General features: G+C 72.2%; 11 protein-coding genes. 5 read left to right on the forward strand and 6 right to left on the reverse strand.

All coding sequences use genetic code 11. The features are described from left to right. Positions 1-58: 58 nt before the first annotated feature. Positions 59-700 carry a class II aldolase/adducin family protein gene (locus ABZ441_RS14755; protein ID WP_358972877.1) on the reverse strand — a complete coding sequence of 214 codons (642 nt, stop codon included), beginning with the start codon at positions 698-700 and terminating at the stop codon, positions 59-61. Then, positions 697-1,980, reverse strand: a complete 1,284-nt coding sequence (otnK, locus tag ABZ441_RS14760; RefSeq protein ID WP_358972880.1) for a 3-oxo-tetronate kinase — start codon at positions 1,978-1,980, stop codon at positions 697-699. Before otnK ends, ABZ441_RS14755 begins: the two co-directional genes overlap by 4 nt. A 199-nt stretch (positions 1,981-2,179) precedes the next feature. Here otnK and ABZ441_RS14765 point away from each other — a divergent pair, with 199 nt between their 5' ends. The 3 genes from ABZ441_RS14765 to ABZ441_RS14775 all read left to right on the forward strand — a co-directional run bounded on the left by ABZ441_RS14765 (position 2,180) and on the right by ABZ441_RS14775 (position 5,825). Beyond that, positions 2,180-3,589 (forward strand): homoserine dehydrogenase, encoded by a 1,410-nt coding sequence (locus ABZ441_RS14765; RefSeq protein WP_358972882.1) that lies wholly within the window; start codon positions 2,180-2,182, stop codon positions 3,587-3,589. Further along, the gene (locus tag ABZ441_RS14770) at positions 3,589-4,947 is read left to right on the forward strand and encodes a gluconate:H+ symporter (protein WP_358972885.1); all 1,359 of its coding nucleotides are present in this window, start codon (positions 3,589-3,591) and stop codon (positions 4,945-4,947) included. Before ABZ441_RS14765 ends, ABZ441_RS14770 begins: the two co-directional genes overlap by 1 nt. Positions 4,948-5,033: 86 nt before the next feature. Beyond that, positions 5,034-5,825: a DeoR/GlpR family DNA-binding transcription regulator gene (locus tag ABZ441_RS14775; protein WP_358972888.1), complete on the forward strand. Its 792-nt coding sequence runs from the start codon at positions 5,034-5,036 to the stop codon at positions 5,823-5,825. Positions 5,826-5,880: 55 nt separating this feature from the next. Here ABZ441_RS14775 and ABZ441_RS14780 read toward each other — a convergent pair whose 3' ends face one another. The 4 genes from ABZ441_RS14780 to ABZ441_RS14795 form a co-directional block, all read right to left on the reverse strand. Continuing rightward, positions 5,881-6,810: an oxidoreductase gene (locus ABZ441_RS14780; protein ID WP_358972891.1), complete on the reverse strand. Its 930-nt coding sequence runs from the start codon at positions 6,808-6,810 to the stop codon at positions 5,881-5,883. Positions 6,811-6,909: 99 nt separating this feature from the next. Then, on the reverse strand, positions 6,910-8,448 hold the full coding sequence (locus ABZ441_RS14785; protein WP_358973228.1) for an MFS transporter: 1,539 nt from the start codon (positions 8,446-8,448) through the stop codon (positions 6,910-6,912). Between the two features lie 168 nt (positions 8,449-8,616). Next, complete coding sequence (locus ABZ441_RS14790) at positions 8,617-9,150, reverse strand: NUDIX hydrolase (protein ID WP_358972894.1); 534 nt, start codon at positions 9,148-9,150, stop codon at positions 8,617-8,619. Positions 9,151-9,268: 118 nt separating this feature from the next. After that, complete coding sequence (locus ABZ441_RS14795; protein ID WP_358972896.1) at positions 9,269-10,411, reverse strand: PP2C family protein-serine/threonine phosphatase; 1,143 nt, start codon at positions 10,409-10,411, stop codon at positions 9,269-9,271. Positions 10,412-10,643: 232 nt separating this feature from the next. On the opposite strand from ABZ441_RS14795, the gene ABZ441_RS14800 reads away from it, so the two are divergent. After that, positions 10,644-11,291, forward strand: coding sequence for a DUF4232 domain-containing protein (locus ABZ441_RS14800; RefSeq protein WP_358972899.1), 648 nt, complete (start codon positions 10,644-10,646; stop codon positions 11,289-11,291). 94 nt (positions 11,292-11,385) lie between these two features. Next, positions 11,386-12,405 carry a bile acid:sodium symporter family protein gene (locus tag ABZ441_RS14805; protein ID WP_358972901.1) on the forward strand — a complete coding sequence of 340 codons (1,020 nt, stop codon included), beginning with the start codon at positions 11,386-11,388 and terminating at the stop codon, positions 12,403-12,405. Positions 12,406-12,662: the final 257 nt, after the last annotated feature.

Genomic DNA, 12,662 nt, shown 5'->3' on the forward strand with positions numbered 1-12,662 from the left:
GGCCGGGTGAGACGCTCCTCACCCGGCCGCCGCCGCCGTCGTGGCACCCCTCAGCGGTTCAGCGCTCGCCCCACGGCGAGTCGTACTTCTGCGCGAGCACGCCCGCCTCCTCCGGCGTCAGAAGCCGCGGGGACCGCTCCCCCAGCGACAGGAGCAGGGCGGACACCTCTTCCAGTTCCACCGCCGCGTCGACGGCGCGGGCCATCGTGGGGCCCGCGAGGACGGGTCCGTGGTTCTGGAGAAGTGCCGCGCGGAGCGGGAAGGGCAGCCGGGCCAGGACCTCGGCCTGGTCCGGGTCGCCGGGCGGGGCGTACGGAACGAGCGGGGTCTGCCCGACCCGCATCACGAAGTACGGGGTCAGCGGCGGGACCGCGCTCCTGGGGGACCACGGGGGGAGGCAGGACACCGCCGTGGCGTTCCGGGCGTGCAGATGTACGACGGCGCGGGTGGCGGCGTCCCGCCGGTAGAACGCGCTGTGCAGGGGGAACTCCTTCGACGGACGCGGTCCGTCGAGGTGGGTGCCGTCGAGACCGAGCACGCTGAGCCCGTCGGGGTCGACCTCGGCGAGGTCGGCGCCGGTGGGGGTGATGAGGATGCGGTCGTCGGCCCGGACGCTCAGGTTGCCGGAGGAACCCGGACTGAGCCCCAGGGCGGCCAGCCGGGCGCCGGCTGCTGCGAGGTCGCTGCGGGGGTCGCTCATGCCAGCGCGCTCCAGGCTTCGGTGAAGATGGCGGTGTCGCCGAAGTTGCCCGACTTCAGGGCGAGGTCCACGGTGTGGTCCTGACCGTGGACCCGGCCTTCGGCGCGCGCCCAGGTGACGCCGGGGGCGATGGGCGAGCCGATGGACAGGGTGCGGACCCCGAGGGCCGTGACGACGGCGCCGGAGGTCTCGCCCCCGGCGACGAGGATGCGGCGTGCGCCGGCGGCGACCAGGGCGGTGGCGCAGGTCGCGAGGGCCCGCTCGACGAGCTCCGAGGCGGCGGGGCCGCCGTCGGGCGCCGTCTGTTCGAGGTCGCCGAGGTCCTCTACGGCGTGGACCAGGGGCGGCTTCCCCGGCTCGTCCTGCCAGGACCGGCGTACGAAGTCGACGAGCCCGGCGACCGCCCCGGTGAAGTCGGCGCGCAGGGCGGCGACGTCGAGCTTGCGGTGCGGCAGGTGGGCGCGCGCGTGGGCGACCTGGGCCCGGGTGGCGGACGAGGCGCTGCCGGAGAGGACGACGCCGGGGTCGCCGGGCCGGGAGGCGGGCGTGGCACGGGCGGCTTCGGCGTGCGGGCCGCTGAGCCCGAGGGCCAGGCCCGCCGCACCGGTGACGAGGGTGAGCTGCGCGGTGGCCGCGCAGACGGTCACCAGGTCCTCGTCGCTCACCGCGTCCACGACGACGAGGGCGTCGGCGAGCTCCGGGGCGTCGAGAGCGGCGCGCAGTGCGTCGCTGCCCTGCCGCACGGTGTCCAGCCCGACGAGGCGGACCGGGTGGGCGGTCTGCGGGGCGAGGAGCCGGCCGACATGGGAGTCGAGCATCGGCGTGAGCGGGTGGTGCCGCATGGGGCTCTCTTCGAGGAGTTCGCCGTGGACGAAGAGGCGCCCCTCGTGGACGGTGCGTCCGGTGGCGGGGAAGGAGGGCACGACGACCGTGCGGCGTTCGCCGAGTTCCGCGAGGAGCGCGTCGGCCACCGGACCGATGTTGCCGTGCGGGGTGGAGTCGAAGGTGGAGCAGTACTTGAAGTAGAAGCGCCGGCAGCCGGACTCCCGCAGGGCGCGCAGGGCCGCGAGTGACGTGCCGACGGCCTCCTCCACCGGTGCGGTGCGCGACTTGAGCGCGACCACCACGGCGTCGGCGTTCCGCACGGCCGCCGCCCCCGGGCCGTCACAGAGGGCGTCCGGGCCCACGGTCACCACGGTCCGGTGTCCCCGGGCGACCAGCATGGTCGCGAGATCGGTCGCTCCGGTGAAGTCGTCGGCGATGGCCCCGAGGGTCGGCATCGGACCTCCTTGCGTTGGGGGGCGGTGCCAGGTGGAGTGTCCCGGCAACTCGTGTGTGAAAAAATGTTAACAGACTTTACGCAGGCGATATCTACTGGTACATCTTGTTAACACGCTCCCCTGTGGTGCTCGTGCCGTGGCCGAGACCGCTTCTGCCGGAGCCGTTCGAACCGAGCCGTGTGCCCGCCTAGGAGAGCCCATGAATCTGCATCACCTGTTCGCCGGAACCGGCGACCGGACCGTGCGCTACGCACTGTCCGGAGCCGGCGGCGGCTTCGCCCGGACCCTGCTGGCGCAGACCCCGCGCATCGGACGTCTGGCCCCTGCCGTCCTGTGCGACCGTGACGTGGAGCGGCTGCGCGGCATGCTCGTCGAGCTCGGGTACGAGGCGGAACGCCTGGCCGTCTGTGCGGACGCCGACGAGGTCGCGCGGGCCGCGGAAGCCGGGGCCGTCGCCCTGGTCGCGGACGGCGCACTGCTGTCCGCGGCCCCCTGGGACATCCTCGTGGAGGCCACGGGGAGCCCTGCCGACGGCTATGCGATGGCTCGCGAGGCGCTGGCCGGCGGACGCCACGTCGCCATGGTCAGCAAGGAGGTCGACTCCGTCGCCGGGCTGCACCTCGCGGATCTGGCCAACGACAACGGCGTCGTCTACACCACGGCCGACGGCGACCAGCCGGCGAACCTCATCGCCCTGGTGACCTGGGCGGAACTGCTGGGCCTGGACATCGTGGCGATCGGCAAGTCCAGCGAGTACGACCTCGTGTTCGACCCCGCCACCGGCTCGGTGACCCAGCTCGACACCACGGTCCCCGCTCCCGGAATGGGCGGGCTGCTCGGCCTCGGATCCGACGTACGCGCCACGCTCGCCGCCCGCGCGGCCGCCGTGACCGCGCTGCCGACCGGCGCCACCGCCGACTACTGCGAGATGGCGGTGGTCGCGACGAACACCGGTTTCCGGCCGGACGTCGAGCGCCTGCACTACCCGGTCGCCCGGATCGCCGAGCTGGCCGACGTCTACTCCCTGCGCGAGGACGGCGGCGTGCTGCACCGCCCCGGCGCCGTCGACGTGTTCAGCGCGCTGCGGCTGCCGGACGAGGCCTCGTTCGCCGGGGGCGTCTTCGTCGTCGTACGGACCGGTGACCCGGTCACCTGGGAGACGCTGCGCGGCAAGGGCCACGTGGTCAGCAGGGACGGGCGCTACGCGGCGGTCTACCTGCCGTACCACCTCATGGGTGTGGAGACGCCGGTCTCGCTGCTGTCCGCGGTGCTCCAGGGCCGGCCCTCCGGCGGTACCGACCCGCGGGCCCACGCCATGCTCGCCGGACGGGCCGAGGCCGATCTGCCCGTCGGCACCGTGCTGGACATGGGCGGCCACCACCACGACGTCACCGGCGTCCAGGCCGTCCTGCTGCGTGACGAGGACGCTCCCGCCGACGCGGCTCCGCTGTACCTCGCCGCACACGCCACGCTCGGACGTGACGTCCGGGCCGGGGCCCTGATCACTCTCGGCGACCTCGCCGACCCGGACGCGGACCTGCTCCACGCCTGGACCTCCGGGCGCGCCTCCCGCGCCACCGGCACCTCCGTCCCCCACGCGAGCCGATGATGAGTACCGACCTCCAGAACCTCCTGCTGGGCGCGGCCGCGGTCGTCGTCCTGATCCTGCTGATCACCAAGGCCAAGCTCCACCCCTTCCTGGCGCTGGCGTTGTCCGCCCTGGGCCTGGGGCTCGCGGCGGGACTCGGCCCCGGCGACACGGTCGACCACTTCCAGGACGGCTTCGGCGACGCGCTGAAGAGCACCGGCCCCACCATCGGACTGGGCACGATCCTCGGCGGCATCCTGCTGGGCTCCGGCGGCGCCGACCGGATCGCCACCGTCTTCATCGGCGCCCGGCCGGTGAAGTGGATCCCGACGGCCATCACGGCCGCCGCCCTGCTCATCGGGATGCCGCACCTCTTCGACGTCAGCTTCGTGATGCTCGTACCGCTGGTGTACGCGGTCGCCAAGCGCACCGGCACCCACCTGCTGTACGTCGGGCTGCCTCTCGCGGCGGGCCTCTACATCTCGCACGGCCTGCTCCCGCCGCACCCCTCCCCCACCCTCGCCGTCTCGGCGTACGGGGCCAACACCGGCCTGACCATCCTCTACGGCCTGATCATCGGCATCCCGATCGCGGTGATCAGCGGACCACTGCTGACGAAGTTCGTCTCGCGGTGGTTCGGCCCGGCCCCGGACCTGGACAAGGGCCCCATCCCGGAGACGAGCCCCGAGCCGGAGAACCGTAAGCGGCCCGCGTCCTTCGTGCTCGCCCTGATCACCGTGCTGCTGCCGCCCGTCCTGATGCTCATCGGCACCGTCGGAACCGCGAACACCGCGGAGGGCTCGCTGCCCTACGCCGTCTTCGAGGCGTGCGACTCCTCGGTCATCTCCCTGCTGGCCGCGGTGATCTTCGCCTTCTTCGCCCTGGGTCTGCGCTCCGGCTTCGGTCTGAACCAGCTCCAGAAGATGGCGGGCAAGGGCCTCGGCCCGGTCGGCGGGATCGTACTGATCCTCGGCGCCGGCGGCGGTCTCAAGGCGATGCTCACCGCGACCGGAATCGACAAGCTGATCTCCGACTACGCGGTGGGCTGGTCGATACCCCCGCTGCTGCTCGCCTGGCTGGTCGCCGCGTTGCTGCGCATCTGCCTCGGCTCCGCCACGGTCGCCACCGCGGCCGCCACCGGAATCGTCGCCCCGCTGATCGGCGCCTACCCGGGGCTCTCCCCCGAACTGCTGGTGCTGGCGACGGCGTCGGGCGCGGTGATGCTGTCGCACGTCAACGACTCCGGCTTCTGGCTGTTCAAGGAGTACTACCAGCTCTCGGTGGCCCAGACGTTCCGCACCTGGACGCTGATGCTGTCCCTGCAGTCGCTGCTCAGTCTCGGCGGAGTGCTCCTGCTCAGCACGTTCGTCGGGTCCTGAACGCCGCGTCCTGTTGGGACGGCGCGGGCCGGGGCGGCACAATCGAGCAGCGACCGCGGTGGTCGCGTGAGGAAAGGTAAGAAGCAGTGGCCGACGAAGAGCAGTTGCCCCTGATCCCCGATCAACGGCGCGAGCTCCTGTTGAAGCATCTGCGGCGCGACGGAGTACTGAGCGTGCAGCAGATCACCCAGCTCTTCGGCGTCTCCCACATGACCGTCCGCCGCGACATCGCCGAACTGGAGCGCAGGGGGCTGGTGTTCTCCGTACCCGGAGGGGCGCGGATCGCCAGTCACCTCCAGAGCGAGCCCAGTTTCCAGGCCAAGTCCCTGATAGAGCAGCCCGAGAAGCAGGCGATGGCCACGGCCGCCGCCGGGCTGGTGCGGGAGGGTATGACGGTCTACCTCGACGCGGGCACGACGCTGCTGGCCATGGTGCCGTTGCTCGCGCGTCACGAGTCGCTGACGGTCGTCACCAACGACTTCACGACCGTCGACCGCCTGATGGGTTCGTCGCACCTCGACGTCATACACATCGGCGGGCAGGTGGACCCGTCCAACCGGTCGAGCGTGGGCCGGCTCGCGGCCACGACCCTGCGGCAGCTCGCCCTGGACATCGCCTTCATCAGCACCAGTTCCTGGGATCTGCTGCGCGGGGTGACCACGCCTTCGGCCGCGAAGGTGGAGGTCAAGCAGGCGGCGATGGAGTGCACGGGGTCGAGTGTGCTGGTCGCGGGCTCGTCGAAGTACGGGACGTTCGGCAAGTTCCGGGTGGCTCCGCTCAGCGCGTTCGACACCGTCGTCACCGACGCCGGCCTCGCGGAGGCAGCCGCCGAGGGGCTGCGCGCCGGCGGCGCCGACCTCCGGCTGGCGGCTGTCTGAGTCCGCTCCCGCCGCCCTCGTCCGCCCGCCGGGCAGGACGAGGGCGGCGTCGCGCTCAGATGGCGTCGGCGGCTGTTCCGGTGAGGCGCGCCGACTCCTCCCAGAGGGCGAGTGCCGTGGTCATGTCCTGGGCCCGGGACGACAGGCGTGCCGGTGCGGGGCCTCCCCGGGTCTCGCCGAGCAGCCGGGGGCCGTAGTAGCTCCCGCCGAGCGCCGTCGGCAGGGTGGCCGCGTACAGCGTGGGCAGTGCCCCGGCGGACGCCGGCTGTGTGTAGACGCGCGTCGCACGCTCCAGCCGTGCCGCCCAGGTCCGTCCGGCCAGCCTCGGGCCCGCCTGCCCCAGCTCCGTCGCGGACAGACCCGGGTGCGCGGCCAGTGCGAGCACCTGCCTGCCGGCGGCGTCCGCCCTGCGCTGGAGTTCCGCGGTGAAGAGCAGGTTGGCGAGCTTGGACTGCCCGTAGGCGCGCCACTTGTCGTAACCGCGCTCGGCGTTGAGGTTGTCGAAGTCGATGCGGCCGATGCGGTGGGCCAGCGACGACACGGTAACGACCCGCGACATGCCTCCCACCCCGAGCAGAGGCAGCAGGTGGTGCGTGAGAGCGAAGTGGCCGAGGTGGTTGGTGCCGAACTGCATCTCGAATCCGTCGGCCGTACGCATGAGGGGCAGCGCCATCACCCCGGCGTTGTTGACGAGCAGGTCGAGCTTGCCGTCGGTCTCCTTCGCGATCCGGCCGGCGGCCTCGGCGACGGAGGAGAGGTCCGCCAGGTCGAGACCGACGAGCCTGAGGTCCGAGTCCGGCGCGGCACGGCGTACGGCGTCCAGCGCGCGCCTGCCACGCTCGGGGTCACGGCAGGCGAGGACCGTCCGGGCCCCGGAGCGGGCCAGACCGAGCGCCGTCACGGCTCCGATTCCGCTGTTGGCCCCCGTGACCACGGCGGTGGTACCGGAGAGGTCGGGCATGTCGGCGAGAGTCCATGGGTGCATACGCCACGCCTCCCCTTCGAGAACCGGCGCACACCCGTGGCCGCTGTGATCTTCGGCGCGCGGGTGGTGGTCCGCCCCCTGCCCCCGTCAGCCACCCTCTCACCGGGCGCCCGGCCCCGGTTCCCCGGATGCCCGGTCGGCCGCCTCCGCGGTCACCCGGGTGCCGGGGTGCCTGAGCGCGCACAGGTACGCGACGGCGAGCGCGATGGCCATCCCGTAGAACACCCACTGGTTCGCCTCGGCGAAGTCCAGCCTGATCGCGTCCATCGAGTCCCGCATGAGCGTGGCCACCCGGCCGTCGCCGGCCGGCTCCTGCGCGTCCGGATTCCCGGTGACGGCCTCCGCGACCGATCTGGCGGCGTCGTGCGCCGGGCCTGCCGGGACCCCCTCGGACGTGAGCGTCTCCACGACCCGGTCGGTGGTGACATGGGTGAGGACCGTCCCGAACACGGCGATCCCGATACTGGCCGCGAAGTTGCGCACGGTCTGGGTGATGCCCGTGACCTCGCCGTACGACGCTCCGATCGACCGGTTCACCGCGTCGGTGGAGGCGGGAGCGAGGAGGAGACCGATACCCGCGCCGGCGAGTGCCGCGTACGGCCACTGGTCGTGGATCGAGAGGTCCGTCAACTTGTTCGCCCACAGGGCGAAGCCCACAGCACCGAGCGCCGTGCCGAGCTTCATCGCCGGACGGGCTCCGCGCCGGTCCAGGATCCGCCCGCCCCACTGCGACGCGATCCCGAAACCGATGAAGAAGTACAGCAGGTAGAGCGCGGCCTGGTTCGGCGAGGCGCTCAGCGAGACCTGCGCGTACACGGAGGCGAAGAAGAACACGGGGACGAAGGCCAGCATCGCGAAGAACAGGACCAGCGTGTCGACGGTGAACGCCCGGTCGCGGAAGACCCGCAGTGTGATGAGCGGTTCCGGCACCCCGAGTTCGTAGCGGCAGAAGGCCACCAGGACCACGATGCCTCCGACGATGCACGCCCAGGTGGCGACGCTGCTCCAGCCCCACGCGGAGGCCTGCTGGAAACCGAGCACGCTCAGTCCCATGCCCACGGCCACGAGGACGGCGCCGGGCACGTCGAGCTTCTCGCGCCGGCGGGTCTCGGGGATGTGGGCCATGGCTGCCAGGACCAGGGCGATGACGGCGATCGGCACGTTCACCCAGAAGATCGCCCGCCACGTCCACGCCGTCAGCCATCCGCCGAGCAACGGCCCGACCGCGGTGAGGGCACCTGACAGGCCGAAGAACAGTGCCAGGGCGCGGCCGCGCCTCTCGACGGGGAAGACCGCGATGACCACGGCGAGCGCGGCGGGGAACATCAGTGCCGCGCCGAGCCCCTGCGTGGCGCGGAAGACGATCAGCCAGGTCTGCGCGAAGTCACCGGCCGGAACACATCCGCACAGCACGGAGGAGACGACGAACAGGAGAGTCCCGCCCAGCATGACCCGGCGGTGGCCGATGATGTCGGACAGCCGTCCGCCGAGCGCGAAGAAGGCGGCGAGGGCGAGCAGGTAGGCGTTGACGACCCACTGCATCCCGGAGGCCGAGAGGCCGAGTTCGTCGATGATGCTCGGAGCGGCGATGGAGACGATCGTCTGGTCGATGAACGTCATCGAAACGGCGAAAAGCATCGCCGCCAGGGCAAGCGTCTGGTTGGCGTTGCCCTGACCGGCGGTGGGGCCGGCCGCGGCCCGGCCGGTGCCCGGAGGCACCCTCTTGTCGTGCATGATCCGAGTGTGGACGCGGGGTGAACCGCACGCACCTCAAGCTCACTCCGGTGCCACACGGGTGGTGGTGTCTCAGCTGCTCCGCAGCAGCAGGCCCGCCGCGACGAGTCCCGCAAGACCCACGTCCGCGTCCGTGTACTCGCCGCCGAGGAGGTGATCCACGTACGCGTCCTCGGCCAGGGTGAACGGCTCGACGAACTCCTCCGCGTCGGGTGTGGGGGCGGCGACCTTGCGGCAGCCCCTGGCCAGCACGGCGTACCGCACATGGGTCGCGTTGGACGCCAGATAGGTCCGCATGACGACCTCGGCCGTCCCCGCCCGGTATCCGGTCTCCTCCAGGAGCTCCCGTGCCGCCGCGTGCAGCACGTCCTCACCGGGCTCGATCATGCCCCCGGGGAGTTCCGCGAGCACCCTGCCGGGACCGGGGCGGAACTGGCGTACGAGGATGCCCCGGCCGCCCTCGGTGAACGCGACGAGGGCCACCGTCCGTGAGCCGTACAGGATGTCCCAGTCCGACTCCTTGCCGTCGGGCTGCACGTAGGTGCGGCACCGGACCGTCAGGTAGCCGGCGGCCTCCGGCCGCTCACTCTTCAGGGTCCACGTCATGGGGTCAGGACTCTCCGTCACGGACCGATCATGTCCAGCCCGTCACGTCGCAAACGGTCCCGGGCGGCGAACCGTCCCGGTGGAGCGGCGTCCACGCCCGCGGCCCCCGGCAGCGCCGTCAGCCCGGGGCCGCGGCCGGGGCGGTCCTGCCGGGCGGTACGGGTTCGGGCCCGGCGCGTGGCCGGTGCAGGGCCAGCATGGCCTGGTCGTCCTGGGGCCGGCCGGCGCCGTGGCGCCGGACGTCCTGGATCAGCATGTCCAGGATCTGCCCCGGCGCGAGGCGGCCGCCGGCCCGTTCCCGCCCGCCGAGCACGAGGGGCAGCCGGGAAACGGGGTCGTAGAACCCTCCGGTGGCGTCGCGGGACTCGGTGACGCCGTCGGTGTAGCAGAGCAGCGTGGAGCCGGCCGGGAACGGGAAGCTGTCGACCGGTGAGGTCCAGACACCCAGGTCACTCATCCCCAGCGGGGGTGACTCCTCGGACGCCTCTAGGAGCCTGGCGCGGCCCGTCGCGTCGAGGAGCACCGGGGGCGGGTGGCCCCGGTTGACCAGGCGTACGGTCTCCAGGTCCGGCGAGAACTCCGCGATGAGGGCCGTGGTGAAGCCCTCCTCCTGCTGCTGGCCACCACGACGGCCGCCCTCGCGCAGGAGGGCCCTCTCCAGCTGGGCGACCAGCTGGGGAAGGTCCTCTGCCTCGTCCGCCGCGTAACGGAAGGCGCCGAGATCGGCGCTGACGGCACTGACCGCCCCGAGTCCCTTCCCCCGCACGTCTCCGACCATGACCCGGATTCCGTACGGGGTGTTCTGCACCACGTACAGGTCTCCGCCGATCAGGGCCTCGCTCTCGGCCGGCACGTAGCGCGCGTCGATGTGGAGGTTTCCCAGGCGTGAGGGGGGCCTCGGCAGTACGGCTCGCTGGGCGACCGCGGCGACGTGCTGTGCGCGCCGGGCGCGGGCGTCCTGTCTGCGCAGCGTGCGGTGGATGAGGACGGCGAGTGCGGTGACGGCCGCCAGGGTCACCTGGTTGGCCACGCCCGCGCGCCAGCCGAAGGTGCCGTCGAGCCGCGCGAGGAACGCGTGTACGGCCATCGCGGTGAGCCCGACGCCGATGATCCCGCGTACGCCGGACAGCGGCGCGGCGGCGACGGGTGCGGCCACGAGGAGAGGCGCCGACGTCACGTCGTGCGGCGTGACCAGGTCGGCCACCACGGCCAGCACGATGAGGCCTACGGGGATCCACTGGGTTCTCAGCAGCTGCGGCACTCCCCCACGCTGCCCGCAAGCGCGGCTCTCCGCATCCCCGGGCAAGCGGGGTCCGACGTACATGCCGGGGCTTCTGGTGGGCATGAGCATGTCATGGTTGCGCGGCGGGCCCGTGTGGGTAACCACGTGATGATCTTCGGCCCGGCGCTCGGCCCTTCGCGCGTCGTGCGTGTTCCGCGCACGTGTATGCCGGCGCGGAACAGCGCGGCCGGCACCTGACCAAGGGGAACTCATGCGCCTTCGCAAGACATCCGCCGCCATTGCCGTCGCGGCGGTGGCAGCCCTCTCCCTCACTGCCTGCAGTGACGGCGGCGGCACCGGACCGGCGGCGTCCGCCTCGACCGAAGGTCCCTCCGCCACCGGCGAATCCGCAAGCCCCGACGCCACGGAAGGCTCCGGAGGTTCCGGCGGAGGGGACACCCAGGCCTCGGCATCCGCCTCGGGCCCGGCCTCCTCGTCGGCTTCCTCCTCCGTCTCGGCGTCCGGCGACGCATGCCGGACCGCGGACCTCGCGTTCAGCAGCTCGGGCGGCATGGCGGAGGGCGAGCTGCTGATCGGTCTGAAGAACACCGGGTCCGCGTCCTGCTCGATGCGCGGGTTCCCCGGCCTGGACCTGAAGAGCAAGGACGGCACGGTGAGCGCCGAGCGCCGCAGCGGCCGGCCGGCCCCGACGGTCACACTGGCCCCCGGGGAGAACACCCACTTCTCGCTGTACTTCCCGCCGAACACCAGCGGCGGCTCGGGCGTCACCTTCACCTCGGCGGTGGTGACTCCGCCGAACGAGACCCACTCGCATCGCATGTCACTGTCCGTCAACAGTGCTGCGGACTCCGGCTCCGGCTCCCGCATCGCCGTGACGCCGGTCGGCTCGGGCAAGTAGGCCGAGCGGGTCCAGGCAGACGCATCCTGGACATCTCGTCCGCATGATGAGACTCGCTTGCGGAGCCCCATGCCTGCGGCGTCTTATCGCGCCTGTGCAAACCGAACAGATAACCCCTGATCAACCGGCCTCCGACGACAAGGCGGCGAGGCGCGCCGTCACGGTGTTCCCCGTCCTGGTGCTCGTGGCGGGCGTAGCCGGTCTCGTCACGCCCGGGACGTTCGACGGCTGGACGGAATCGGTTCCGTACCTGCTGGGGATCGTCATGTTCTGCATGGGGCTGACGATGACCCCACTCGATTTCAGGGGCGTGGCGAAGCGTCCGTGGGCCGTGGCAATCGGCCTGGTCGCGCACTACGTCATCATGCCGGGACTCGGCTGGGCCATCGCGCATCTGCTCGGGCTGCCGCCGCAGCTGGCGGCGGGGCTCATCCTGGTGGGCTGCGCGCCGAGCGGCACGGCCTCGAACGTGGTGACCTTCCTGGCCCGTGGTGACGTGGCGCTGTCGGTCTCCGTCGCCACCGTCTCCACCCTGGTCGCCCCGCTGGTGACGCCGCCGCTCACGCTGCTGCTGGCGGGCGCCTATCTTCCGGTGGACGCCGGCTCGATGATCACGGACATCCTCAAGACGGTGCTGCTGCCGGTCCTCGGCGGTCTGGTGGTGCGGCTGGTCGCGGGCAAGCTGGTCGACCGGGTGCTGGGCCTCATGCCCTGGCTGTCGTCGCTGGCCATCGCCGCGATCGTCTGCGCCGTCGTGGCGGGCAGCGCCGGTGTCATCAAGTCCGCCGCCGTGACCGTCCTGATCGCCGTCGTGCTGCACAACGGTTTCGGCCTGGCGCTGGGTTACGCGGCGGGCAAGCTCTCGGGGCTCGGCCGTCCGGCCAGCCGCGCCATGGCCTTCGAGGTCGGCATGCAGAACTCCGGGCTGGCCGCGTCACTGGCGACGGCTCACTTCAGCCCGCTCGCCGCGCTTCCGGCCGCCGTGTTCTCGGTGTGGCACAACATCTCGGGTGCCCTGGTCGCCGCCTGGATGTCCCACAGGTCACGGCGTGAAGAGCCGGGGGGCCCGGCCGCGGTACCGGCGCCGAGGACCACGGCCGCCGAGGAAGCCTGACCGGCTTTCAACTCCTGAGGTTGTACGACTCGAGGCGTTCGTCCGGGGTTCCCGGGCGAACGCCTCGCGCGTGCCGCCCCGGCCGGCTCCGGAGAGGGGCTCGTGCCGAGCCGGCGGCCGTGCGCCCGCTCGGGCTCCCGGCCGCACGTCGGTCCGGTTCCGCTCCACGAAGTCGGGGCAGGGCAGACCGCCGGTCCGACTGCATGCGATCCGGACGTCGACACTCGTGGCAGGCGGGTCTCCACCGGCCCTCCGGA

This window comes from Streptomyces sp. NPDC005752 (assembly GCF_040630715.1).
In the GTDB taxonomy this organism is placed as follows: Bacteria; Actinomycetota; Actinomycetes; order Streptomycetales; family Streptomycetaceae; genus Streptomyces.

What these genes read in the sequence shown, in the direction of transcription:
- ABZ441_RS14790 (WP_358972894.1), bottom strand. Translation starts at nt 9,150, where the DNA reads ATGACGTGGACCCTGAAGAGTGAGCGGCCGGAGGCCGCCGGCTACCTG.
- ABZ441_RS14770 (WP_358972885.1), top strand. Translation starts at nt 3,589, where the DNA reads ATGAGTACCGACCTCCAGAACCTCCTGCTGGGCGCGGCCGCGGTCGTC.
- ABZ441_RS14765 (WP_358972882.1), top strand. Translation starts at nt 2,180, where the DNA reads ATGAATCTGCATCACCTGTTCGCCGGAACCGGCGACCGGACCGTGCGC.
- ABZ441_RS14780 (WP_358972891.1), bottom strand. Translation starts at nt 6,810, where the DNA reads ATGCACCCATGGACTCTCGCCGACATGCCCGACCTCTCCGGTACCACC.
- otnK (WP_358972880.1), bottom strand. Translation starts at nt 1,980, where the DNA reads ATGCCGACCCTCGGGGCCATCGCCGACGACTTCACCGGAGCGACCGAT.
- ABZ441_RS14785 (WP_358973228.1), bottom strand. Translation starts at nt 8,448, where the DNA reads ATGCTTTTCGCCGTTTCGATGACGTTCATCGACCAGACGATCGTCTCC.
- ABZ441_RS14800 (WP_358972899.1), top strand. Translation starts at nt 10,644, where the DNA reads ATGCGCCTTCGCAAGACATCCGCCGCCATTGCCGTCGCGGCGGTGGCA.
- ABZ441_RS14755 (WP_358972877.1), bottom strand. Translation starts at nt 700, where the DNA reads ATGAGCGACCCCCGCAGCGACCTCGCAGCAGCCGGCGCCCGGCTGGCC.